The organism is Roseovarius sp., assembly GCF_040219995.1.
In the GTDB taxonomy this organism is placed as follows: domain Bacteria; phylum Pseudomonadota; class Alphaproteobacteria; order Rhodobacterales; family Rhodobacteraceae; genus Roseovarius.
The window spans coordinates 37,254-58,922 of the sequence record NZ_JAVJUC010000039.1; the positions used below are offsets into that span (position 1 = coordinate 37,254).

Sequence of the window (21,669 nt, forward strand, 5' to 3'; positions counted from 1 at the left end):
GTGAAACATGCATTGATCGGCCCGACAACGGCCGATCAAGCAGGGGACACCAATGCCACTCACCATGAATCGCGAGGTTTTCATCACCTGCGCCGTCACCGGCTCGGGCGCCACACAGGACCGCAGCCCGCATGTCCCCCGCTCGCCGCAGCAGATCGCCGACAGCGCCATCGCGGCAGCACAGGCGGGGGCGGCCATCGTGCATTGCCACGTGCGCGACCCCGAGACCGGCGCACCCTCCCGTGACCCCGCGCTCTTTCGTGAACTGACCGAGCGCATCCGCGACAGCGCCACCGACGTGGTGCTGAACCTCACCGCCGGGATGGGCGGCGATATCACCTTTGGCGGCGTCGAACACCCGCTGCCCCCCAATCAGGCAGGCACCGACATGGCCGGCGCCAGTGAACGCGTCGCCCATATCGCCGACTGCCTGCCCGAGATCTGCACCCTCGATTGCGGCACGATGAATTTCGCCGAATCCGACTACGTGATGACCAACACGCCCGGCATGTTGCAGGCCATGGGCCGGATGATGACCAATCTCGGCGTCAAGCCCGAGATCGAGGCGTTTGATACCGGCCACCTGTGGTGTGCCAAGCAGCTTGTCGCCGATGGCGTGCTCGCCCCCGATGCGCTCGTACAGCTTTGCATGGGTGTGCCCTGGGGCGCGCCCGATGACATGGGCACCTTCATGGCAATGGTCAACAACGTGCCCGACGGTTGGACCTTTTCCGCCTTCGGTCTCGGGCGGCACCAGATGCCCTACGTCGCCGCCTCGGTCCTCGCAGGCGGCCATGTGCGCGTAGGGCTTGAGGATAACCTGATGCTCGACCGCGGCGTGCCCGCCACCAACGCCCAGCTTGTCGAACGCGCGGCAGAGATCATAGAGCGTCTCGGTGCCCGGGTGCTCGGACCAGACGAGGTGCGTGACAAGCTGGGCCTGACTAAGAGAGCGCCCGGTTCCTCGTCTTCGTCGTCAAACTCGACTGCTGGGAAGAAAGTTTGCCCGGAATGCGGTCATGTATTCAAAGGGAATGGCTGGGACGGAATAGACGCACACTGGCGCTCTAAACATGAAGACATCATGCCCTATGAGGACGCTTGGCCGCTCTTGCAGCGTAATCGCTATCGCAAGGCTTCTGCGACATGAGGGCGGCGATCATCGGCGGTGGCGTGATCGGCGGTGGATGGGCCGCGCGCTTTCTGCTCAACGGCTGGGATGTGCGCGTGTTCGATCCTGACCCGCAGGCCGCGCGCAAGATCGGCGAAGTGCTGGACAATGCCCGTCACGCGCTTCCCATGCTTTACGACACGGCCCTGCCCGACGAGGGGCGGCTCTCCTTTCATCCCACCATGTCCGAAGCCGTAGCAGGGGCCGCGTGGATCCAGGAAAGCGTGCCCGAACGCCTCGCGCTCAAGCGCAAGGTTTTCCAGACCATCCAGGAACATTGCGACCCGGGCGCGGTGATCGGCTCGTCGACCTCGGGCTTCAAACCGTCCGAGTTGCAGAGCTGCGCCACGCACCCCGAACAGATCGTCGTCACCCACCCGTTCAACCCGGTCTACCTGCTGCCCCTCGTGGAACTCGTCACCAGCCCCGCGAATGACCCAGGCCTCGTCGCCCGCGCGCAGGAGACCTTGACCGCACTCGGCCTCCACCCGCTGCATCTCACCCGCGAGATCGACGCCCATATCGCCGACCGCCTGCTCGAAGCGGTCTGGCGCGAGGCGCTCTGGCTGGTGCATGACGGCATCGCCACGACAGGCGAAATCGACGACGCGATCCGCATGGGTTTCGGCCTCAGATGGGCGCAGATGGGCCTCTTCGAGACCTATCGCATCGCCGGTGGCGAGGCGGGTATGAAGCATTTCATCGACCAGTTCGGCCCCGCCCTCGCCTGGCCCTGGACCAAGCTGATGGACGTGCCCGAGATGACCGACGAATTGGCGCAGCGCATCGCCGATCAATCCGACGCACAATCCGGCCACCTCTCGATCCGCCAGCTGGAGCGCAAGCGCGACAACAACCTGATCGCGATGATGCGCGCCCTGCGCCAGCAGGGCAACGCCGCCGGGCGGCTGATCAATGCCCATCACGCGCAGCTATCACGACCCAAGGCCCCACAGGACCGCCCGCTGCGCACCCAAGATCGCGTCATCCCCGTCGACTGGACCGACCGCAACGGCCACATGAACGAGGGGCGCTACGGGCAGATCTTCTCGGACGCCGCCGACGCGGTGCTCAATCATGTCGGCGCGGGCCCCGATTACATCGCCGCCGGACACAGCTATTTCACGGTCGAGACCGGGCTGCGTTTTCTGGCCGAAACCCACGCGGGCGAGCGCGTCGAGGTGCAGACCCGGATCACCGAGGGCAGCGGCAAGAAACTGCGCTGCTGGCACGAGATGCGGCGCAAGGCGGATGGCACGCTGCTGGCAACCTGCGATCAACTGATGATTCATGTCGGACTCGACACCCGGCGTAGCTGCGACCCAAGAGCAGATATTCTTGCAAAGGTTGAAGAACTCGCCGCCGCGCATCAGGGGCTCACGCCGCTCACATCCGGCTAATCCCCGGTGACAAGCGCGTGACTACAGCGATCCACCCATTGCGTTTCACGCTCCGACTGTCAGCTTGGCAAAGGGCTGCTATCGGGAGGGACGCAATGCGACGCAACCTATTGGCGACTCTAACAGCACTCTGCCTGCTCGGCACGCCGGGGGTGGCGGGCGATGCGGTGCGCGGTGAGCGGCTCTTTCGCGACTGTCTCGCCTGTCATTCCGTAATCGACGAAACCGGCGCGATGGTGGCGCGCGGCGGACGCACCGGCCCCAATCTCTACGGCGTCATCGGGCGCCATGCGGGCAGCGTCCCGGATTTCCATTACTCCACGTCGATGGTCGCGTCAGGCGAGTCCGGCCTGCGCTGGAACGAAGCCGATTTCGTGGTCTATGTGAAAGACGCCACCGCCTTTCTGCGCGACTATCTCGATGATCCCGACGCGCGCGGAAAAATGGCCTACAAGCTGCGCGACTCCAAAAAGGCGCGTGATGTCTGGGCCTATCTCAGCACTATCGCAAGCCCTGCGGCGCAGTAGCGGCCTACCCCGCGTCCCGCAATTCCGCCGCCCTCTCCGGCCCGGCTTGGTGGATCACGTGACAGCCGCGCCCCGCCTCCTTCGCCGCATAAAGCGCCTGGTCGGAATCGGCCATCATCCGCGCGGTATCGGCATGTTCGTATAACCGGCTGAGCGTGGCCCCGATGCTGGCCGAAATCCGGCATATCCGGCCGTCATGCTCAACCGGTTCCTCCAACCGCCGGATCAGACGTTGCGCCACGTCCGCCAGCCAATCGCGTGCGTTCACCCCGACGAAGAGCAGGATGAACTCATCCCCCCCCCCCCCGCGCGATCACATCGTCTGGGCGGACCAACGACAGCATCCGCCGTGCAACCACCTGCAAAACATGATCCCCCGCTGCATGACCATGGGTGTCGTTCACCCGCTTGAAGTAGTCGAGATCGAGATGCATGAGCGCGAAATCCTCACCCCCCTGCACCATACGCTCCAGTATGTGATCGAGCGCGCGCCGGTTCTTGAGCCCGGTCAGCGTGTCGGTAAAGGCCTGTTCCTGCGCCGCGATCCGCGCCCCTTCCAGCCGCAGGTTGAGCTTGCGCGACTCCTCCATCGCCGCCGATTTCGCCTCCAGCATATAGAGCATTTCCGTCGCCAGGTCGGTCGCCGCGAAATCCGCCCCGGTCAGGCCGAAATCGCGCACCGCCTCGATCACCGAGATGCCGAAGGACAGGTTGATCAGCGCGCCACGCCCCCCGGCCATGTCGAACGGAGCCAGAACTCCCTTGAACGCATGACGCGGCCCCGCACGCAGCCGCAACCGCAGCCGCGCCCCGTCGAGCGCCAGCAGGCCCGCCATGTCCCGCACCTGCGCCGGGCGCACGAGCTCGAACAGGTCGAGAAATCGCGCCCCCGTCACCGCACGCTGCGCGATCACCTTGGCCAGTGTCGGCCCCGCCTGCACGATATAACCGGTCGGCCCCAGCACCGCATGCATTGGGCAGATCCGGTTCAGCACCGGCAGGACCGCCTCGGGGGTCACCTGTCTCATCCCGCTTGCCGCCCCGCGCCCAGATCAAACGCCCGACCGCTGGCAAAGCCCTCGTCCAGCAACCGCACCTCAATCAACTCCTCCGCCCCGGTGGCACCGCGATGCTCAAGGACCACCAGCGCGCCGTAATCGTCTGCCATGGCACGCAGAACGCCCATCACCACCGGGCCAAAGCGCACCCCCTTGCAATCATGCAAGCCGACCTCCAGCCGGTAGAGCCCGGCCCCCTGCGCGCGCAGGCAAATGGGCGGCAGATCGAGATCCGCCACCGCCAGCCGCGCGCGCTCCGGCAGATCCTCCAGCGAATGCAGGAAATCGGCGAAATCGACGCCGCTGAAGCGCAACAGCCGTCGGATCGGCTCCACCTTGGGATGCGACACCAGATAGGTGCCGACATCCTCCAGCAGATCAGCCCGGGCGCGCCCCAACCGGGTGCCGAGCGCCATCAGCACCCGCTCCGTCACCTCCGGCTCATAGCGCATCAGCGGCTCGAACTCGCTATAGCCCAGATCGAGCCCCGACATCACCTCCTGCCACAGCCCGTCGCCATAGCTGTCGCGGGTAAATCTTTCCAAGGCGCGGTTCACCAGTCCGTGCATCTCGTCTCTCCCCTCGTACCCGCGCAGCATGGCAAGCAAATCTTAACATTCGCTGAACGGCTGCCATGCCGGTGCAGGCGCACCGCTTGCCAAGGCCCGACAGCGTTGTTACATCTGACGCATCCGTTGGGGTGCCCCTTGGGGCTGAGAGGCAGCGATGCCAACCCACCGAACCTGATCCGGCTCGCACCGGCGTAGGGAACGGAGACCGCGCACCCGCGCCCCTCCCCCATGCCCGCGATCCGCCCGACCGAAAGGCCGCCCATGCGCCCCGACGCGCCCGCGCTCACACTCGACGGCACCGCCCGCATCGGTGGTCTGCACGTCTTTGGCCCGCTGCACCTCACCGTGCCCGCCGGGCGCATCACCTGCCTGCTTGGCCCCTCGGGCGTCGGCAAGACAACACTCCTGCGCCTCATCGCGGGCGTCGACGACGTGACCGATTTCACCGGCAGCATCACCGCCTCCGACGACCGCCCCCTTGCCGGGCGGATGGCGCTGATGGCGCAGGGCGATCTGCTGATGCCGTGGCTCGACGTGCTGGGCAATGTCACGATCGGCGCGCGGCTGCGGGGCGAGGCGCGTGACCGCACCCGCGCGATGCGCATGCTCGCCCGCGTCGGGCTCGAGGATCACGCCCATAAACGCCCCGGCGCGCTCTCGGGCGGGCAGAAACAGCGCGTCGCCCTCGCCCGCACCCTGATGGAAGACCGCCCCGTGATCCTGCTCGACGAGCCCTTCTCGGCGCTCGACGCGCGCACCCGCACGCAGATGCAGGATCTCACGGCAGAACACCTCAAGGGCCGCACCGTGCTCATGGTCACCCATGACCCGGCCGAGGCCGCGCGCATGGGCCACGCCATCCACATCCTCACCGAGACGGGGCTGGAGGACGTGACACCGCCCGCCGGCACCGTGCCCCGGCCCGTGGACGATCCAGACACCCTCACCGCGCAGGGCCGCCTGCTCGCGCGCCTGCGCGCCCCCGCCTGAAAGGACCCCCCATGCGCCCCACCGATCACCTGCAATCGCTCTGCGCCGAGGACTGGCAGGCCGCCACCCGCCACGCCTTCACCGATCAATTGGCGGCGGGCACCCTGCCAGAGGATCGCATGCTGGCCTATCTGCGGCAGGATTATCTCTTCATCGAGGGGTTCGTGCGGCTTCTGGCCTCGGCCATTGCCCATGCGCCCACACTCCCCGACGCGCTCCCCGGCGCACAGTTCCTCGGGCTGATCTCGGGGCCGGAAAACACCTATTTCCTGCGCGCGATCGAGGCTCTGGGTGGTCAGGCAGAGCCGCCCGCCCCGGCGCACCCGGTCACCGCAGAGTTCCAGACCATCATGCGTGAGGCCACGCATTCGGGCCGCTATGAACAGATGCTCGCCGTGCTGGTGGTGGCCGAATGGTCCTATCTCGACTGGGCCACGCCGCATGCCGACAAGGCGGACGACCTGCCCTTCTGGTTCGGCGAATGGATCACGCTCCACAGCGGCGACGGCTTCGAGAGCGTCGTCGCCTACCTGCGCGGCCAGCTTGACGCGGTCTGGCCCGGCCTCTCCCCCGAGGAACAGCGCGCGGTCGAGGCAACCTTCACCCACGCCACCCGGCTGGAGCGCGCCTTCTTCGACGCCGCCCTCGCAGGCTATCCCGAGACATGAGCCGCCTGATCACCATCGCCACCTCCACCGCGCTGGCGCTGGCGCTCTGGCAGGCGCTGGTGGTGTTGGCAGCGCTGCCCCGCTTCATCCTGCCGGGGCCTGCCCGCGTCGCCGAGACGCTTTGGGCAAGCCGCGCGCTGATCCTGGAACACGCAGGCATCACCGCCGCCGAGGTGCTGATCGGGCTTGCCCTCGGTGCAATCCTCGGCGGGCTCTCGGCGATCGGCCTCGCCGCCTCGCCAATGGCGCGCCGCCTGATCCGCCCGATGATGGTCTTTTCACAGGCGATCCCGGTCTTCGCCCTCGCGCCCATCCTGACGCTCTGGCTGGGCTATGGGCTGTGGTCCAAGGTCGCGATGGCGCTGCTGATCATCTACTTCCCCGTCACCTCGGCCTTTTTCGACGCACTGATGCGCACCCCGCAACATTGGCTCGACCTTGGGCGGATCATGGGCGCCAACGGCCCGCGCCTCATGTGGCATATCCGCGTCCCGGCCGCCCTGCCCGGCTTCGCCTCGGGGCTGCGGCTGGCCGCCGTCTACGCCCCCATCGGCGCGATCATCGGCGAATGGGTCGGGGCCTCCAAGGGGCTGGGTTACCTCATGCTCCTCGCCAACGGCCGCGCCAAGATCGACCTCATGTTCGCCGCCCTCATCGTGCTGGCGGTGTTCACGCTTCTGCTGCACATGAGCGTCGACCGCGCGTGTCGGCGGTGGCTGGATGGGCGTGCAGCGACTTAGCCCGCCTGCGCCGCTCCGACAACGCCCGTCGCCATGGTCTCACACCCCGGTTGTTGACAACTTGCCGGCATAATTGTCACATCCCATCGACAAATATGGGGGGCGCATCCTGAAAACCTCACGACGAACGGCCATTCTCGGGGTGTCTGGCCTGTGCGCAGGCCTCCTGCTGTCCCGCTATCGCCCCTTTTCGAACCCGCTCGACGACGTGATCGAACGCTTTCGGGCGGCTTACGGACTTGCAGGCGCGGTGGTTGCCTTCGGTGCCACAGGTGAACGCCCCGAGGTGCGCGCCTATGGCCATGCCGATCAGGCCGGAACGCGCGCCATGACCCCCCGCGACATGTTCAAGATCGCCAGCCTGTCGAAACCGGTCACGGCTGCGGCGGTGCTCGCGCTCGTGCGCGCGGGTCGCCTGACCCTCGACACTACGCTCGCAGATATCTTTCCACATGTCGCACGCGCAACAGACCCACGCCTGCCGCACATTACCCTCCGGCAGCTTTTGCAGCACAGCGGAGGCTGGGACAACGCGAAGAGCTTCGATCCCTTCGTTATTGACTCAGCCGCGCTGCAAGACCGGCTTGGCCTAAGACCGGACGCGGCCACCGATTGTGCAGCCGTGGCCGATGCGATGCTGCCACTGCCTCTGCAATTCGACCCCGGCACACGCTATGCCTATTCCAATATCGGCTATTGCTGGCTCGGGCGCGTGCTCGGCAAAGTGGGCGCAGACAGCTACGCGGCCACCGCGCACAGGCTCCTGCCCGAAACGAACGGCCTGTCCCTTGATCCCGCAGCGGTTACCGTCGAGCACCCGACAAGCGAGAATTTCAGATCGTTTCTGGTCAACACCCCGTCGATCATCGCGGCGGCAGGTGGCTGGATTTCAAGCGCCGGTGACTATTTCCTCTTCGCTTCACAGCCCTCCGATCCAGCGACCATGGAGCGACCGCCTTACGCCGAAGGCCAACAGCATTACGGGCTTGGCTGGCGGGTGTGGTCACTGCACGAGCACCCATTGCTCACCCATTTCGGCGCGATGCCGGGGGCCTTCAGCGTCGTCCTGAAAAGACCGCAGGGGCAGACCTTCGTCGCCTTGTTCAACGGACGCCCCGCCCCCGAACTGCCCGCTTTCCACAGCCTGATGCAAAGCGTTCTGTCGCTTCCCCAATGGCAGGACACGACGGGCTGAGCCACCGCTCCGCCCCCTGTGCCCAAAGCACCCCAGGCATGACCACGGCCGGTTTGCGCGCCACGAGAAAGATCGCCCCTTGCCGCAAAACCATCCGGATTACCCGCTGACGCTTGGGTGATGAATTCCTTGTCCTCAAGTGGACGAGAAGGTCCGCGATGTGATCCGCGAGCATAGCGCAGATGCCATTGGGCTGCCGATCACGGTGATGGCGTCCCGTATGTTCGAAGAGCACGGACTCAAGGTCAGCACCCTGCCGGACAAGACCTTGCGCGCCTATCTAACCAACCGGCCCGCGCTCTACAGTCTCGACCCCAAGGACCCTAGCGCCAAGGTCCGCTGCAAGCCAGAGGCCTGCACTCGCTCCACGACCTGATACCCGGTTCGCCCGAGCGCCGCCTTCATCTTACCCCAAACATCCATCCCATCGACCGCCGCCCGCGCACCGATGCAATACCGACCCAATACAGCCCCCGGTTTCACCCCCGTCTCAGAAATCCGTCGGGGCCCCGCCCTCGGCCTTGCGGCGCTCCACGAAACCCGCCAGTTCCTCGCGGATGCCCTCGTCCATCGGCGGGGCCTCGAACCCCGCGATGATGTCCTGAAACACCTGATGCGCCCGTGCGGGCGTCCACACAGCCCCCGCCGCCTCCCACGCCTCGTAGTTGCGCCAGTCGCTCAGGAAGGGCGCGTAGAACGCCGTGGTATAGCGGTCCTGGGTGTGCTGGATGCCAAAGAAATGCCCCTGCCCGCCAACCTCTCGGATCGCGTCCACCGCTATCTCGTCAGGCCCGGTCGCCGTCAGCATCGGGTCCATATATCGCTGAATATGCTGCAATATCTCGCAATCCATGACGAACTTCTCGGGGCTGGCAATGAGCCCGCCCTCCAGCCAGCCCGCCGCATGATAGACCATGTTGGCCCCCGCCTGCACCGCCGACCACAGGCTGTTGGAGGTCTCCCACATCGCCTGCCCGTCGGGCACGTTCGCGGCACAGACCCCGCTCGCCCGCATCGGCAGGCGGTAGAACCGCGCCAACTGCCCGGTCATCTGCGTCGCGCGCATATATTCCGGCGTCCCAAAGGCAGGCGCGCCGGATTTCATATCGACATTCGAGGTAAACGTGCCGATCGCACAGGGCGCACCCGGCCGGATCACCTGCGCCAGCACCACCGCACAGAGCGCCTCCGCCAGTGACTGCGCCACCGCCCCCGCCATCGTCACCGGCGCCATCGCCCCGGCCAGCGTGAAGGGCGTCACCACCAGCCCCTGCCCGCGCCGCGCCAGCCGCATCCAGCCATCCAGCATCGGGTAATCGTGCTTGAGCGGCGAGGTGGAGTTGATGTTGGTGTACATATGCGGCGTCGCCTCGAACTCCTCGTGGCTGAGTCCGCCCGCGATGCGCACCATCTCCATCACGTCCTCGACTCGCTCTTTCCCCAGACAATAGGCATGCGCCACCTTGTCGGTCAGCGTCAGCTTGTCATAAAGCACATCGAGATGCCGGACGCTGGCATGGATATCCTGCGGCTCCACCGGATAGCCGCCGACGAAATGGATGCAGTTGAAATACTGGCTCAGTTTCAACAGGTTCTGGCACATCTCGCGGGTGCCCGTCACCTTGCGGCCGATCTTCATGTCCCAGTAACTCGGCGGCGACGACACGTTGCCGAAGTTGAGATGATTGCCGCCGATGGTCAGTTGCCGCGCCGGGTTGCGCGGCGTGATCGTCCAGCTTTCCGGCGCTTTCCCGATCATCTCCATGACGAAATCGCGGCCCATGCGCACGTTCTCGCCATTGATCTCGCAGCCGCCCGAGGCGCGCAGGATCTCGACCGCCTCGGGGTTCAGGAACTCGATCCCGATCTCTTCGAGAATGCGCATCGCGCCGTCATGGACCGCCTGCACCCCCTCGGGGCGCAGCGGCTCAACGGGCCGGTCGGTGTTGACCGGCGGGTTCCACGGCATCTGTTCGATCACCGCCGTGCCGCGCCGCGCGGCACTGCCCGCACGTCCGCCCGTCCGTTTTCTGCGCTTGAGATCCTCGGCCATGTCACGCCCTCCCGGTGCTCGTCTCGGTTAACGAAACACCGCACCGATGCGCGCTACATGCCGCTTTGCGACGTATCTTGTCGTTTTTGCCTTGGCCGCTTTCACGTTTGCAGCCCGAGCCGCCGCCGCCCGGTGTGCCACAGGTAAATCGCAAGGCTGCCGACCACGATGACGCCCCCCACCAGCATCATCGGCGTCGGCCCCTCGCCCACCCCGATCCAGACCCAGAGCGGCCCCAGCACCGTTTCCAGCAACAGCAGAAGGCTGACATTCGAGGCATGGGTATAGCGCGAGGCAAGCGACAGCGAGAAGAACGACACCGGCAGGATGATGAGGCCGCAGACCACGATCGCCCAGACCGTGCCCTCGGCCATCTGCGCCGGGCCGGTGATGACGACCCCCGTTACCCCGGCGAGCGCCGCCCCCAGCCCGATCAACAGCGGTATCGGAAGGTCGGGCCGCGCGCGCAGGATCACGAAATTGAGCGCCAGCACCATCGCCACGCCAAGCCCCGCGAGCGCCCCCAGGAGCGCATCCGAGGTCAGCGTCACCGCCCCCTTACCGCCGAAGACCGCGAGCGTGATACCGAACAGCACCACAATGATCGTCCCCCATGTGGCGCGGCGCGTCGGCTCTCCGATGATCAGCCGGGCGAAGATGGCGGCAAAGACCGGTACCGTCGCCACCGCCAGCAGCATCACCGCCACCGGCGCATGCGCGATCCCGAGGCTGAAAAGTGTCGCATTGAAATACTGACACACAACGATAGCAAGGCCAAAGCCGGTGCCCAAAAGCGCCACATCGCGGCCCCTGCGGCGAGAGGTGATCGCCCAAAGCGCCACCATCACCACCCCCATCAACAGGCCGCGCCAGCCCACCATCTGATAGCCGCCCATGCCCGACCACCGCATGAAGAGCGCATCCGGCGTGAGCGTCAGCGCGCCGAATGTGGCGAGCAACAGGCCGAACAAAGGGTGTCGCGTCATGCCAGAAGCCAATCCGGCAGATGTCCGATATCGGGCATGACCACATCGGCCAGTGGTGCCAGATCGGCCTCGACCGCCGTGCCGGTCAGCACGCCCACCGTCTGCATCCCCGCCGCGCGCCCTGCAATCAGGTCATGGGCGCTATCACCCACCATGACCACGCGCGCAGGCTCCAGCCCCATGGCGCGGGCAAAGGCCAGAAGCGGCCCCGGTGCGGGCTTGGCACCATGCCCAGAATCAAACCCCGCAACGAAATCGAAATGTCCCAACACCCCTGCCGCGGTCAGATGCGCCTTTGCCCCATATTCGGTGTCGTTGGTCATCACCCCGAGGCGCAATCCGCGCGCCGCCAGCCCCTCCAGGAAGGGCACAAGCGGCACGGCGGGGGCAAGCGGGGCATGCGCCGCGCTCAGCATGAGATGGGTTTCGATCTCCTCGACCAGACGCCCCGGCAGCGCCTGCGCCAGACATTCAGCGGCCTCGCGATTGGTGCCCGCGACAATCGGGCTCGTGGGCCGGAAGCAGCGCGCCGCCAGATCGTAATGCGCGACTTCGGCAATCCGCAGCATGAGTTCAGCCTCGCCCTCGGCCAAATCGCGGATCACTTCATGCGCCCAGACACTCCAGGTCGCGTGAAAATCAAATAACGTGCCATCCTTGTCGAACAGCACCCCGTCAGCGCGGCTCATGTCCAACTCATCTGCGTGCCGCCCGGCAGGGCCACGCGCGCCATCATCGGCGTCTCGTAGCTCAGACCCTGACTGTCGCAGAACGCCACGACCCAGGCATCGTCCATCATCAGGAAATCCAGAACCGACCCGAGAAATTCCGGCTCTGTCGCGCGGACCCGCAGATCAGCCTCCGACGCCCCGGTCGCGCCCAGGAACACCGGCAAGAGCTCTTCATTTCCAGCCAGCCAGCCCAGGGCCTGCAAGGCGATCGTTTCGGCGGATTCCTGCTGCATCTTCATCTCGGTTAATTTCTGGAAAGGTTTTCTTAACCTCTGCCATGGATAGTCGATGACGTGCAAAGGGCAAGTCAGAAAGGCGTTCCGCCGATGTCAGGGAAAATTCTGATCGTCGATGAACTGGCCACCAACAGGATTGTCCTGAAGGTGAAGCTTTCAGCGACGCCGTATGACGTCCTGCAAGCGGCCAGTGCGCAAGAGGCGCTCGACATCGCGAAGCGCGAGCAGCCCGATCTCATCCTGACCAGCAGCCAGATCTCGGGTCTGACACTGGACGCGTTCATTGCAGCGCTGCGCCGCCTCACCGGGGCGACAGCCACGCCGATCCTGGTCCTGCAAGCGCATGATTGCCGTGACGAACGGCACGCGGCCTTGCGCGCCGGGGCCGACGACATCCTGACCACGCCCGTGGCAGAACCACTGCTGCTTGCGCGTCTGCGTAATCTCCTGCGACAGCATCACACCGACCATGAACTCGCCGCACAGGCCTCGGGCGGGCGCATTGACCCGGGCTTTGCCGATCAACGATCGGATTTCATGACCGCTGGTCGCATCGCCGTGATCGGGCAGACCCGGGCAGAGGCGATCCAGCTGCGCGACCGGATCACGGCGCATAGCGCGCATGCCTATACGGCACTGACACTGGACGCCCGGACGGCACCGGCACTGACCGATATCTACATGATCCGCATTTCCATGGCTCATGCCGAGGACGGTCTGCGTCTGCTGGCCGATCTAAAGGCGGCTCAGCGCACCCGGGGCTGTCCGGTCGTCGCCATTCTCGACCCCGATGCCCGCCCGCTTGCCGTGACCTTGCTCGATATCGGGGCCGACGACGTGATCGCCGGCCCGATCGACCATATCGAACTCGCGTTGCGGCTCGACACTCACCTGCGCCGCAAACAGCGCAATGAGGGATTGCGCGCCCGCTTGCTCTCGGGCTTGCAAGCGGCCATCGTCGATCCCCTGACGGGAGCCTATAATCGCCGCTACGCCCTGCCTTTCCTTGACCGCCAGATCAGTGAAAGCCGCACCAACGACACCCAGACCGCCGTCATGCTCGCCGATCTCGATTTCTTCAAACGTGTCAATGACCGCCATGGCCACGCTGCGGGCGATGCGGTGCTCTGCGCCATCACCCAGCACCTGCGCAGCCAGTTGCGCGACGGCGATGCGCTTGCCCGGATCGGCGGTGAGGAATTTCTCCTCATCCTGCCCGATACCCCCCGCAGGCGCGCGCTGCAGATTGCCGAACGTCTCTGCCGTAGCGTGCGCGAATCACCGATTCACCTGCCCGGCAGCCGCACCGCGCTCACCGTCACGATCTCGATCGGCGTGACCATCGGGCGACACCGGCCCGGCCTGCCCGCCCCGACGGTCGAGGGGCTGCTGAATGAGGCCGATCGCGCGCTCTACCTCGCCAAGGCGCAGGGCCGCAACCAAGCCAGTCTCTGCGCCCGCTCCGCCGCCTGATCCCCGCCCAAAACCCGCGCGGCACGGTGCTGCGGCTGGCAAAGACCTCCGGATTTGACCGGGGTATCGCATCAGGATGTTGCGTCCGGTGTGCCGACAGAAGCTGCCACTTCACTTGGAGTGCCGAGTGTCCGCCATGCAGAGAAACAGAAACAACAAGTCCTGGTTCAAAGTCGCATGCTCATCTCATGCCATGCCATTCCCCCGTGGTCGGAGGCAGATGGTTTCAGATAGCCGTATCCAAGCTTCTCGTAGAGGGACACGTGATGCTCTTTACACATCAGATAGATCGTTACTTTGCCCAATTGTCGCATCCGGGTGACAAACTCATCCATCAGCGAACTCGAATAGCCTTTGCCTTGTTCCGTCGGATCCACGACGACGGACATGATTATGACATTAGGCGCGTCAGGGTCGTGACCAATGAGCTCTTTGAAGTCTTCGTCGGACATCTCGACCTCATGAGCGCATCCGCAATTGATGAAGCCAACAACTCTCCCATCCACTTCAAGGATGAGAAAGCCCTTCGGATAGGTCTTGATCCGCTCGCAGATTTTGGCGTGGGTCGCAGCTTCGTCGCCCTCGTAAGCGGAGGTCTCAATTTCGAAACAGCGCTCCGCATCGGCAGGTTGGGCATTTCTAAACTTTCTCATATATTTCTCCCTAAGGTTACGGATAAGCTTAAACCCAAAAGCGTAAATCTGTCTCGCGGCAAACAAAGCGTATCGAAAATCGGACCTTGGTGCGTAGCGCAGCGTTTGACCGGATGGCCTCATTCCAGACCTTCGCCACAGCACGGCTTGCACGCAAGCCGACCCCGGCCGACTCAAGTTGAATAGAGGTCGGCATGCCCCGGCTACCGCAGGGCTCCGCGCAGGCATTTTCTTTTCTCCGAAAGCCGCGTAATTCTATATGCGACAGTGATCGACAGGCAGGAATGGCAGCACATGGCAAACACGAACATCGGGGTGATCGGCGGCTCGGGGCTCTACGAGATCGACGGCTTGAAGGACGCCACCTGGCAAACGGTCGAGACGCCATGGGGCGCACCCTCCGACGCGATCCTGACCGGCACATTGGGCGATGTGCCGATGGCCTTTCTGCCCCGCCACGGGCGCGGCCACGTGCACACGCCCTCCTCGGTGCCCTACCGCGCCAATATCGACGCGCTCAAACGCCTCGGCGTGACCGATGTGATCTCGGTCTCCGCCTGCGGGTCGTTCCGCGAGGACATGGCGCCGGGCGATTTCGTCATCCTCGACCAGTATATTGACCGCACCTTCGCCCGCGAGAAAAGCTTTTTCGGGCCCGGCTGCGCGGGCCATGTGAGCGTCGCAAACCCCACCTGCCCACGCCTGTCGGAGGCCTGCGAGACGGCGGCGCGCGACGCGGGCATCACGGTGCACAAGGGCGGCACATATCTCGCCATGGAAGGCCCGCAATTCTCGACCATGGCGGAATCGAAACTCTATCGCGACACCTTCGGCTGCGACGTGATCGGCATGACCGGCATGCCCGAGGCAAAGCTCGCCCGCGAGGCCGAGCTTTGCTATGCCTCGGTCGCCATGATCACCGACTACGACAGCTGGCACCCGCATCATGGCGAGGTGGATATCACCACCATCATCGCCACCCTCACAGGCAATGCCGACAAGGGCCGCAACATGGTCCGCGGCCTGCCCGTGCTGCTCGGACCCGACCGCGCGCCCTGCCCGCATGGCTGCGACCGCGCGCTCGAGTTTGCCATCCTCACCGCCCCCGACAAACGCGACCCGGCCCTTGTGGCGCGGCTCGATGCGGTGGCGGGGCGCGTGCTCGGCTGATCGCGCGCCGCTCAACTCTTCGCGCGCGGGCTGTCACACCACTGGACGCCCGCGCGCGTCGTGCCCATTAACAAGGGCATGACCCGGATCATCGACACCCTCGCGGACCAGAACTGGCGCTACGGCATGGGCCGCCGGTTCGAGGCGATGACCGACGAGATTTTCCAGGTGATCCGGTGGGTGCTGGTGGTGGGGCTGGCCAGCTATCTGGCGAAAACACACGATGCACTGATCCTCAGCCTGACCCACTGGGTGCTCTCGGTCCTGCTCTTCGGCTACATCGCATCGCGCTTTCTGCTGCGCCCCGAGATCCCGTTTCTCGGCAACCCATCCGGGCGCATGGGCCGCCTGATCCAATCGGCGCTCAACTTCCTGCTCTGTATTGTGGTCTTCGGCCTCACGATCTATGCCGTCAGCGCCCTGACCGAGGCCATCGCCGCCTATCGCGGCGCGCTCTGACCCCTTGCACGACCCGCGTCCCTGCGGCAGAAGCGGGACGCAACCGACCGGAGAGCCGCCATGCCGCCGCCCAAGACCGTCCAGGATTACATCCGCACCATCGTCGATTTCCCGCATGAGGGCATCCTTTTCCGCGACGTGACCACGCTCTTCGCCGATCCGCGCGGTTTTCGCATCGCCATCGACCAGATGCTGCACCCCTATGCCGGTCAGCCCATCGACAAGGTGGTGGGGCTGGAGGCGCGCGGCTTCATCCTTGGCGGCGCGATCGCGCATCAGCTTTCCGTGGGCTTCGTGCCGATCCGCAAGAAGGGCAAACTGCCCGGAGCGGTGATCTCGGAAGAGTACCAGCTCGAATACGGCGAGGCGGTGGTCGAACTCCATGACGACGCCATCGAGCCGGGCGAGCGGGTGCTTTTGGTCGATGACCTTCTGGCCACGGGCGGCACGGCGGCAGCGGGAATCCGGCTCGTTGAACGCTTGGGCGGTGAAATCACCGGCTGCGCCTTCATCGTCGACCTGCCCGACCTTGGCGGCCATGCCCGGCTGACCGAGATGGGGAAGGAGGTGCACACGCTCTGCACCTACGAGGGGCTTTGAGGTCGTACCCTAGCCGATCAGTTCGAACCGCGTCACATCCACCAGCCCCCGGTCGGTGATCTTGAGCGCGGGGATCACCGGCAGCGCCAAAAACGCCAGCTGCAGGAACGGCTCCTGCAACGTGACCCCGAGCGACTTGGCCGCCGCGCGCAATTCTTCCAGCCGGTCGCGCACCTCCTCGAACGGCGCAAGGCTCATCAGCCCCGCCAACGGCAGCGGCAATTCGGCCAGCACCCGGCCCTGATGCGCCACTACAAAGCCGCCCTCGATCTCCGAGAGGCGGTTCACGGCAAGGGCGATGTCGTCATACTCCACCCCCACGCAGGCGATATTGTGGTGATCGTGACAGACGGTCGAGGCGATGGCCCCGGCCTGCAACCCGAAACCACGCACGAAACCCGTCGCGATATTGCCGTTGCGCCCATGCCGCTCGACCACCGCGATGCGCACCAGATCGCGGGCAGGATCAGGCCGCTTTTCGCCATCCTGCGGCGCAATTTCCTCATGCAGATGCTCGGTCAGGATCTTGCCTTCGAGAATGCCGATCACGTCGGTTTCGGCGCGGTTGCCGGTGTGACGGAAATCCTGTGGTGTCACCGTGGGGGCCTTGACCGACTGGCGGCCGACCGGCGCGATGCTCCTAAGTGCGGCAAACGCCGTATCGTCCGCCACCACGCCGCCACAGAGCACCAACCGCGCATCGCACGCCTCCAGCGATCCGACAACCACGATATCCGCCCGCCGTCCCGGCGCGATCAGCCCCCGGTCGCGCAGCCCGAACGCCTCGGCGCCCGACAAAGACGCCGCGCGATAGGCGGCGAGCGGCGAGGCACCCCGCGCGATGAGCGTGCGGATCATGTGATCGAGATGCCCCTCCTCGGCGATATCGAGCGGATTGCGGTCATCGGTGCACAGGCACATATAGGGTGCGGTGATGTCCGACAGCACCGGCGCGAGCGCCTCCAGATCCTTGCTGACCGAGCCTTCCCGGATCAGCACGCGCATGCCCTTTTGCAGCTTCTCGCGCGCCTCCTCCGCCGTCGTCGCCTCGTGCTCGGTGCGGATACCCGCCGCACAATAGGCATTGAGATCACGGCCCGAGAGCTGCGCGCAATGCCCGTCGATATGGCCCCCCTCGAAGAGTCGCAACTTGGCCATCATGCCCGGGTCGCGGTGGATCACCCCGGGATAGTTCATCACCTCGGCAAGCCCGATGCCCGAAGGATGGCCCATCACCTCCTGCAAGTCGTCGGCGCCGATCTCGGCCCCTGCGGTCTCCATATCCGTCGAGGGCACGCAGGACGAAAGCTGCACCCGGATATCCATCACCGTGTGCTCTGAGGCGGCCTGAAAATACCGGATGCCGTCCAGCCCCAGCACATTGGCAATCTCGTGCGGATCACAGATCGCGGTGGTCACCCCGCGCGGGGTGACGCAGCGATCGAACTCGAAGGGCGTGACGAGCGAGCTTTCGATATGCAGATGCGTGTCGATGAAGCCGGGCACGAGGATGAGACCGGAGACGTCGATCACCTCATGGCCCTCATAGTCGGCCCCGATGCCGACGATGGTATCACCGCAGATCGCCACATCGCCCGCAATCATCGCGCCGGTGATGAGATCAAACACCTCGCCCCCGCGCAGCACCAGATCGGCGGGCGCGTCGCCCCGGCCTTGTGCAATACGTTTTTCGAGATCGGCCATGTGTCACCTCCGGCTGCCACGAGCCAAGTGTCGCGCGGGTGACGCCGCGGGGCAAGCCCGCAGGTGGGATTGGATCAGGTTGCGCATGTCGGTCTTGGCCTGTTGCTGCCGCTGAAGTTCAGCCCCAATGCGCGGAATCAAGGTGCCGCAGGCACCGCCGCGCAGCGCCCGACCGCCCCCTCGGGCGGGCGCTTTTGCAACGTATCAAGCCATTGATAACGCGGGAGTATTTGCTGGCATAAAGTGCGGTCCACCGAGGTTGCTTCGCCCACCCGGCGGCCGGGCACCGCGCGGCTCATCTCTGAAACCGCCAAGGTCCGCTTCAGGCCCTTCGCGTAACAACGCGGCTGTATGATCTCAAACCCAAACCCTGGTGCCCCCTACCCCCGTCTGCGCTTTCGCCGCCCGCCATCGCTGCCGTCACCATGAGTGTTAAAGCTGGGATTGGGCAACGGCACGATCTTGGCCAGTTCCGGGAACGGATCGGTCTTGTGCGGGATCGCATTCGCAGCGACGAAATGCTCCTGGAATTTCGGCTCGATCGCGGTCTCGACCTTGGTGATCTCGCCCACCACGCGCTCGATCTCGCGCCGCGCTGCGACGTTGCAGAGTGCAATCCGCGCGCCGGTCCCGGCGGCATTCCCCGCTGATGTCACCTTTTCCAGAGGCACATCCGGGATCATCCCCAGAACCATCGCATGCAGTGGCGAAATATGCGCGCCAAAGGCCCCGGCCAACACCACGCGATCCACCTTGTCCACGCCGCGTTCATCCATCAACAGGCGCGCGCCCGCATAAAGCGCCGATTTGGCAAGCTGGATGGCCCGGATATCGCCCTGCGTCACGGTGATGCGAGGCCCGCCATGCTCTGTGCTGTCATGGATGAGATAGGCATGCGTGCGCCCCTCGGGGATCATCCGCGCGGTGCCAGTGGCCTCGGCCGATCCGAGCAATCCGCTTTCGTCCAAGAGCCCCGCCATGCGCAGTTCCGCCACCGCCTCGATGATACCCGATCCGCAGATGCCGGTGATGCCGCCCGCGCCGACCTCGTCGTCGAACCCGTCCTCGTCCGACCACTTGTCAGACCCGATCACGCGAAAGCGCGGCTCTTTGGTTGCCGGGTCGATGCGGATGGCCTCGATCGCGCCGGGTGCCGCACGCTGACCCGATGAAATCTGCGCGCCTTCAAACGCCGGGCCGGTGGGCGAGGAGCAGGCCAGCACTCGGGTCTTGTCGCCCAGCAGGATCTCGGCATTGGTGCCCACATCGACGATGAGCGCGAGATCCTCGGATTTGCCCGGCTCTTCGCTGAGCGCCACAGCGGCACAATCGGCCCCCACATGGCCCGCGATACAGGGCAGGATATAGACCTGCGCGCGCGGGTTGATGGATGCGAGATCGAGCTCTTTTGCCCCCAAGGTCATGCTGCTTGACGTGGCGAGCGCAAAGGGCGCCTGCCCCAGTTCGACCGGGTCGATCCCGAGCAGCAGATGGTGCATCACCGGATTGCAGACAAAGACCGTTTCGACGATCAGGCCCGCGTCGATCTCCGCCTCCTTGGCGATTTCCTCGGCCAGCGTGTTGATCGCATCGCGCACGGCGGCGGTCATCTCCTTGTCGCCGCCGGGGTTCATCATCGCATAGCTGACCCGGCTCATCAGGTCCTCGCCAAAGCGGATCTGCGGGTTCATGATCCCCGACGAGGCTTTGACCTCGCCGGTCACAAGATCGGTCAGATGGGCGGCCACGGTGGTCGAGCCGAGGTCGATGGCGAGGCCATAAAGCCCGTCCTCATGCAGCCCCGGCCAGATTTCCAGAACCTGCGCGGCATCCTGAGAATGGCCGCGATGCAGCGCCACCGTCACCTGATACTTGCCCTTGCGCAGCACAGGCTGCAGCTTCGAAAGCAGCGTCAGATCGGCGCGGATGGCGTCGATGCCCCATTCCGCCTTGAGCGCCCGCGCCAGCCGTTCCAGATCGCCGGTCGGCTCGTGCATGTCGGCCTCTTCGACCTCCACGAAGTAGAGCTTGGTCGCCGGGTCCATCTCGATCACCCGCGCCGAGGCGGCCTTGCGCACCACCTGCTTGTGGACCTGGGATTCAGCCGGCACGTCGATCACTATATCGCCCATCACCTGCGCCTGACACCCGAGACGCCGCCCCGGTTTCAGCCCGCGCTTCTGGTCATAACGCTCCTCGACCTTGTTCCACTCCGACAGCGCCCCCTCCTGCACCGTCACGCCATGCTTGGAAAACTCGCCATAGCCCGGCGTGATCTGGCATTTCGAGCAAATCCCCCGCCCGCCGCAAACCGAGTCGAGATCGACCCCCAACTGCCGCGCGGCGGTCAGAACCGGCGTGCCTTTGGGAAAGCGTCCGCGCTTGCCCGAGGGGGTGAAAACGACAAGGGGATCGGTGGACATCTGGGTTATCCTGTTACTGACGCCGAGAGATAGGCTTGCGCGAAACATAAGCCATAGGCGCACAGCGAACAGCCTGCAACCGTCAGAAAATGGCCATGACGCGGCATCGCGTCGTCCAAGGTCTCAGAGCCAGGGCATCTGCCAGCCAAAGAGCCAGATCGCCAGCGGAATCGGTGCCGTGGCGATCACGATGGTCAGCACGGTGGTCGGAAGGCGGAACACCCCCGACAGACCCGAAATCAGGGCAATGCCACCGCCGCCGCCGATCACCGAATTGCCCGGCACGTTGATCAGAACGGCAAGGTTCACGTAGCGGTATTTGACGATCCAGCCACAATAGCGCGCGGGCAGAAAACCGTGGACGAAGGCGGCACGCTCCACGGGCGGCACCGCCTCGAACCGCGCGATCATATCAGCCGCGCCTGTCAGGTGCAGATCGAGCAGGAACCGGTGCAGCCATTTGAGCGGCACGAAACAGCCCACCATATAGGCCAGCGTCAGGCCCGTGGCCGTTGCCAGCCAAACGAGCGGCGCGATCTCGGGCCCGCCTGCCGCCAGCACGCTCAGCCCGATCTCGACCCCCGGTACAAAGGGGATGGCGATCAGCAGCGCATAGATCAGCAGCACCGCCACCAAGAGCCCGGGCATCGCCCAGCCATACTCGCTCTGCAATATCCAGCCTTCGGCCCAGACAAAAACCCGGTGCAGCACCACGGCCAGACCGCCGATCAGCACCAGCCGTGCCAAGGTGCGCGCCAGCCCGATCTTGACCGGCGGCGGCACAGGTGGGGCATGTCTATGGGTGGCGCTGTCCTCCATATACCGACTCTACGGCCTATGCCGGGGCGCGCACAATCCAC

General features: G+C 65.2%; 22 protein-coding genes, 1 pseudogene and 1 riboswitch. Of the genes and pseudogenes, 12 read left to right on the forward strand and 11 right to left on the reverse strand.

From position 1 onward, the window contains the following. Positions 1-52: 52 nt before the first annotated feature. The 3 genes and pseudogenes from RID11_RS15820 to RID11_RS15830 all read left to right on the forward strand — a co-directional run. Positions 53-958, forward strand: a pseudogene (locus RID11_RS15820) (beta-keto acid cleavage family enzyme); the annotation flags it as partial. Between the two features lie 188 nt (positions 959-1,146). After that, positions 1,147-2,571 carry a carnitine 3-dehydrogenase gene (locus RID11_RS15825; RefSeq protein WP_350140901.1) on the forward strand — a complete coding sequence of 475 codons (1,425 nt, stop codon included), beginning with the start codon at positions 1,147-1,149 and terminating at the stop codon, positions 2,569-2,571. Between the two features lie 95 nt (positions 2,572-2,666). Then, positions 2,667-3,098 (forward strand): c-type cytochrome, encoded by a 432-nt coding sequence (locus RID11_RS15830; protein WP_350140903.1) that lies wholly within the window; start codon positions 2,667-2,669, stop codon positions 3,096-3,098. A 4-nt stretch (positions 3,099-3,102) separates the two neighbouring features. On the opposite strand, the gene RID11_RS15835 is transcribed toward RID11_RS15830, so the two are convergent. The 3 genes from RID11_RS15835 to RID11_RS15845 are packed head-to-tail and all read right to left on the reverse strand — an operon-like array spanning position 3,103 to position 4,725. Next, positions 3,103-3,366, reverse strand: a complete 264-nt coding sequence (locus tag RID11_RS15835; protein WP_350140905.1) for a diguanylate cyclase domain-containing protein — start codon at positions 3,364-3,366, stop codon at positions 3,103-3,105. Between the two features lie 22 nt (positions 3,367-3,388). Beyond that, the gene (locus RID11_RS15840) at positions 3,389-4,126 is read right to left on the reverse strand and encodes a diguanylate cyclase (protein WP_350140907.1); all 738 of its coding nucleotides are present in this window, start codon (positions 4,124-4,126) and stop codon (positions 3,389-3,391) included. Then, on the reverse strand, positions 4,123-4,725 hold the full coding sequence (locus RID11_RS15845) for a heme NO-binding domain-containing protein (protein ID WP_350140909.1): 603 nt from the start codon (positions 4,723-4,725) through the stop codon (positions 4,123-4,125). Before RID11_RS15845 ends, RID11_RS15840 begins: the two co-directional genes overlap by 4 nt. Before the next feature lie 117 nt (positions 4,726-4,842). Further along, positions 4,843-4,943, forward strand: a riboswitch (TPP riboswitch). 46 nt (positions 4,944-4,989) lie between these two features. On the opposite strand from RID11_RS15845, the gene RID11_RS15850 reads away from it, so the two are divergent. From RID11_RS15850 to RID11_RS15870, 5 genes are all read left to right on the forward strand, one after another. Next, positions 4,990-5,718 (forward strand): ABC transporter ATP-binding protein, encoded by a 729-nt coding sequence (locus tag RID11_RS15850; protein ID WP_350140911.1) that lies wholly within the window; start codon positions 4,990-4,992, stop codon positions 5,716-5,718. Between the two features lie 11 nt (positions 5,719-5,729). Beyond that, entirely contained in the window at positions 5,730-6,386 is a 657-nt protein-coding gene (locus tag RID11_RS15855; protein WP_350140913.1) for a TenA family protein, read from the forward strand. After that, complete coding sequence (locus RID11_RS15860) at positions 6,383-7,126, forward strand: ABC transporter permease (RefSeq protein WP_350140915.1); 744 nt, start codon at positions 6,383-6,385, stop codon at positions 7,124-7,126. The genes RID11_RS15855 and RID11_RS15860 overlap by 4 nt, the downstream gene beginning before the upstream one ends. 73 nt (positions 7,127-7,199) lie before the next feature. Next, positions 7,200-8,321 carry a serine hydrolase domain-containing protein gene (locus RID11_RS15865; RefSeq protein WP_350140917.1) on the forward strand — a complete coding sequence of 374 codons (1,122 nt, stop codon included), beginning with the start codon at positions 7,200-7,202 and terminating at the stop codon, positions 8,319-8,321. Positions 8,322-8,460: 139 nt separating this feature from the next. Continuing rightward, positions 8,461-8,697, forward strand: a complete 237-nt coding sequence (locus tag RID11_RS15870; protein ID WP_350140919.1) for a hypothetical protein — start codon at positions 8,461-8,463, stop codon at positions 8,695-8,697. A 114-nt stretch (positions 8,698-8,811) separates the two neighbouring features. Here the strand turns inward: RID11_RS15870 and RID11_RS15875 are convergent, their stop codons facing one another. The 4 genes from RID11_RS15875 to RID11_RS15890 all read right to left on the reverse strand — a co-directional run bounded on the left by RID11_RS15875 (position 8,812) and on the right by RID11_RS15890 (position 12,330). Further along, entirely contained in the window at positions 8,812-10,374 is a 1,563-nt protein-coding gene (locus RID11_RS15875) for a trimethylamine methyltransferase family protein (RefSeq protein WP_350140921.1), read from the reverse strand. Positions 10,375-10,475: 101 nt separating this feature from the next. Further along, positions 10,476-11,360: a DMT family transporter gene (locus RID11_RS15880; RefSeq protein WP_350140923.1), complete on the reverse strand. Its 885-nt coding sequence runs from the start codon at positions 11,358-11,360 to the stop codon at positions 10,476-10,478. Then, entirely contained in the window at positions 11,357-12,049 is a 693-nt protein-coding gene (locus RID11_RS15885) for an HAD family hydrolase (protein ID WP_350140925.1), read from the reverse strand. Before RID11_RS15885 ends, RID11_RS15880 begins: the two co-directional genes overlap by 4 nt. Further along, on the reverse strand, positions 12,046-12,330 hold the full coding sequence (locus RID11_RS15890; RefSeq protein ID WP_350140926.1) for a DUF3572 domain-containing protein: 285 nt from the start codon (positions 12,328-12,330) through the stop codon (positions 12,046-12,048). The genes RID11_RS15885 and RID11_RS15890 overlap by 4 nt, the downstream gene beginning before the upstream one ends. A gap of 87 nt (positions 12,331-12,417) precedes the next feature. On the opposite strand from RID11_RS15890, the gene RID11_RS15895 reads away from it, so the two are divergent. Continuing rightward, positions 12,418-13,800: a diguanylate cyclase gene (locus tag RID11_RS15895; RefSeq protein ID WP_350140928.1), complete on the forward strand. Its 1,383-nt coding sequence runs from the start codon at positions 12,418-12,420 to the stop codon at positions 13,798-13,800. Between the two features lie 167 nt (positions 13,801-13,967). Here the strand turns inward: RID11_RS15895 and RID11_RS15900 are convergent, their stop codons facing one another. Next, positions 13,968-14,453, reverse strand: coding sequence for a GNAT family N-acetyltransferase (locus RID11_RS15900; protein WP_350140930.1), 486 nt, complete (start codon positions 14,451-14,453; stop codon positions 13,968-13,970). 294 nt (positions 14,454-14,747) lie between these two features. Between RID11_RS15900 and RID11_RS15905 the strand changes: the two genes are divergently transcribed. From RID11_RS15905 to RID11_RS15915, 3 genes are all read left to right on the forward strand, one after another. Next, positions 14,748-15,623 carry an S-methyl-5'-thioadenosine phosphorylase gene (locus RID11_RS15905; RefSeq protein ID WP_350140932.1) on the forward strand — a complete coding sequence of 292 codons (876 nt, stop codon included), beginning with the start codon at positions 14,748-14,750 and terminating at the stop codon, positions 15,621-15,623. A gap of 78 nt (positions 15,624-15,701) precedes the next feature. Continuing rightward, complete coding sequence (locus RID11_RS15910; RefSeq protein ID WP_350140934.1) at positions 15,702-16,082, forward strand: hypothetical protein; 381 nt, start codon at positions 15,702-15,704, stop codon at positions 16,080-16,082. Between the two features lie 60 nt (positions 16,083-16,142). Beyond that, the gene (locus RID11_RS15915; RefSeq protein ID WP_350140936.1) at positions 16,143-16,682 is read left to right on the forward strand and encodes an adenine phosphoribosyltransferase; all 540 of its coding nucleotides are present in this window, start codon (positions 16,143-16,145) and stop codon (positions 16,680-16,682) included. Between the two features lie 9 nt (positions 16,683-16,691). On the opposite strand, the gene ade is transcribed toward RID11_RS15915, so the two are convergent. From ade to RID11_RS15930, 3 genes are all read right to left on the reverse strand, one after another. Next, complete coding sequence (ade, locus tag RID11_RS15920) at positions 16,692-18,386, reverse strand: adenine deaminase (RefSeq protein WP_350140938.1); 1,695 nt, start codon at positions 18,384-18,386, stop codon at positions 16,692-16,694. A 380-nt stretch (positions 18,387-18,766) separates the two neighbouring features. After that, the gene (locus RID11_RS15925) at positions 18,767-20,809 is read right to left on the reverse strand and encodes an ASKHA domain-containing protein (RefSeq protein WP_350140940.1); all 2,043 of its coding nucleotides are present in this window, start codon (positions 20,807-20,809) and stop codon (positions 18,767-18,769) included. A 123-nt stretch (positions 20,810-20,932) separates the two neighbouring features. Continuing rightward, the gene (locus RID11_RS15930; RefSeq protein ID WP_350140942.1) at positions 20,933-21,628 is read right to left on the reverse strand and encodes a hypothetical protein; all 696 of its coding nucleotides are present in this window, start codon (positions 21,626-21,628) and stop codon (positions 20,933-20,935) included. Between the last annotated feature and the right edge of the window lie 41 nt (positions 21,629-21,669).

Bases quoted from the DNA above. Each gene is read 5' to 3' on its own strand.
- RID11_RS15825 (WP_350140901.1), top strand. From the start codon at position 1,147: ATGAGGGCGGCGATCATCGGCGGTGGCGTGATCGGCGGTGGATGGGCC.
- RID11_RS15830 (WP_350140903.1), top strand. From the start codon at position 2,667: ATGCGACGCAACCTATTGGCGACTCTAACAGCACTCTGCCTGCTCGGC.
- RID11_RS15840 (WP_350140907.1), bottom strand. From the start codon at position 4,126: ATGAGACAGGTGACCCCCGAGGCGGTCCTGCCGGTGCTGAACCGGATC.
- RID11_RS15845 (WP_350140909.1), bottom strand. From the start codon at position 4,725: ATGCACGGACTGGTGAACCGCGCCTTGGAAAGATTTACCCGCGACAGC.
- RID11_RS15850 (WP_350140911.1), top strand. From the start codon at position 4,990: ATGCGCCCCGACGCGCCCGCGCTCACACTCGACGGCACCGCCCGCATC.
- RID11_RS15855 (WP_350140913.1), top strand. From the start codon at position 5,730: ATGCGCCCCACCGATCACCTGCAATCGCTCTGCGCCGAGGACTGGCAG.
- RID11_RS15860 (WP_350140915.1), top strand. From the start codon at position 6,383: ATGAGCCGCCTGATCACCATCGCCACCTCCACCGCGCTGGCGCTGGCG.
- RID11_RS15875 (WP_350140921.1), bottom strand. From the start codon at position 10,374: ATGGCCGAGGATCTCAAGCGCAGAAAACGGACGGGCGGACGTGCGGGC.
- RID11_RS15880 (WP_350140923.1), bottom strand. From the start codon at position 11,360: ATGACGCGACACCCTTTGTTCGGCCTGTTGCTCGCCACATTCGGCGCG.
- RID11_RS15885 (WP_350140925.1), bottom strand. From the start codon at position 12,049: ATGAGCCGCGCTGACGGGGTGCTGTTCGACAAGGATGGCACGTTATTT.
- RID11_RS15890 (WP_350140926.1), bottom strand. From the start codon at position 12,330: ATGAAGATGCAGCAGGAATCCGCCGAAACGATCGCCTTGCAGGCCCTG.
- RID11_RS15895 (WP_350140928.1), top strand. From the start codon at position 12,418: ATGTCAGGGAAAATTCTGATCGTCGATGAACTGGCCACCAACAGGATT.
- RID11_RS15900 (WP_350140930.1), bottom strand. From the start codon at position 14,453: ATGAGAAAGTTTAGAAATGCCCAACCTGCCGATGCGGAGCGCTGTTTC.
- RID11_RS15905 (WP_350140932.1), top strand. From the start codon at position 14,748: ATGGCAAACACGAACATCGGGGTGATCGGCGGCTCGGGGCTCTACGAG.
- RID11_RS15910 (WP_350140934.1), top strand. From the start codon at position 15,702: ATGACCCGGATCATCGACACCCTCGCGGACCAGAACTGGCGCTACGGC.
- RID11_RS15915 (WP_350140936.1), top strand. From the start codon at position 16,143: ATGCCGCCGCCCAAGACCGTCCAGGATTACATCCGCACCATCGTCGAT.
- ade (WP_350140938.1), bottom strand. From the start codon at position 18,386: ATGGCCGATCTCGAAAAACGTATTGCACAAGGCCGGGGCGACGCGCCC.
- RID11_RS15925 (WP_350140940.1), bottom strand. From the start codon at position 20,809: ATGTCCACCGATCCCCTTGTCGTTTTCACCCCCTCGGGCAAGCGCGGA.
- RID11_RS15930 (WP_350140942.1), bottom strand. From the start codon at position 21,628: ATGGAGGACAGCGCCACCCATAGACATGCCCCACCTGTGCCGCCGCCG.